The 425-nt window shown below is 64.5% G+C and carries 1 protein-coding gene and 1 pseudogene; both read right to left on the bottom strand.

Features of this window, described 5'->3' with window-relative positions; translation table 11 throughout:
- Positions 1-231, bottom strand: a 231-nt coding sequence (locus EN807_RS32715; protein WP_281405243.1) for a heme biosynthesis HemY N-terminal domain-containing protein, incomplete at its 3' end; no start/stop codon positions are given.
- 10 nt (positions 232-241) lie between these two features.
- Positions 242-425 (bottom strand): annotated as a pseudogene (locus tag EN807_RS32710) (phage tail protein); the annotation flags it as partial.

Genomic DNA, 425 nt, shown 5'->3' with positions numbered 1-425 from the left:
CCGGAAATAGCGCGAGATGGTATAGGGGCTGTTCCACAGCGACTTCACCAGCCACCACAGGATCATCACCGCGGCGACGACCGCGACCACCGCCACCGCCGCCACCATCAGGCTGACCTGATACTGATAGCCGTTGAAGGTGACGACCATGTCGCCGGGACGATCGGCCAGCCAGGCGAAGCCGAGCCCGAGCGCGAAGACGACGGCGAGGAAGATGAGGATGCGGATCATCTGGTCTCCCTCACGCCTTCATCGCGCCGGCAATCGACGAATCGATCAGCTTTTCGACCTCCAGTCGCGCCTTCAGCTTGCCGGCAAAATCCGCGCCGGCGGCCTTCACCGCTTCCGGCAGCGTGTCGTACTCGCTGAGCGCCTTGGCGTAGTCGCCCTGGTTGACCGCCACCTCCATGCGCGCCACGGTTTCC

The sequence above is a fragment of the Mesorhizobium sp. M5C.F.Ca.ET.164.01.1.1 genome, from assembly GCF_004792125.1.
Classification (GTDB): Bacteria; Pseudomonadota; Alphaproteobacteria; order Rhizobiales; family Rhizobiaceae; genus Mesorhizobium; species Mesorhizobium wenxiniae.
Note: the sequence above shows the minus strand (reverse complement) of the source record. Positions and strands in the feature narration are given on the sequence as shown.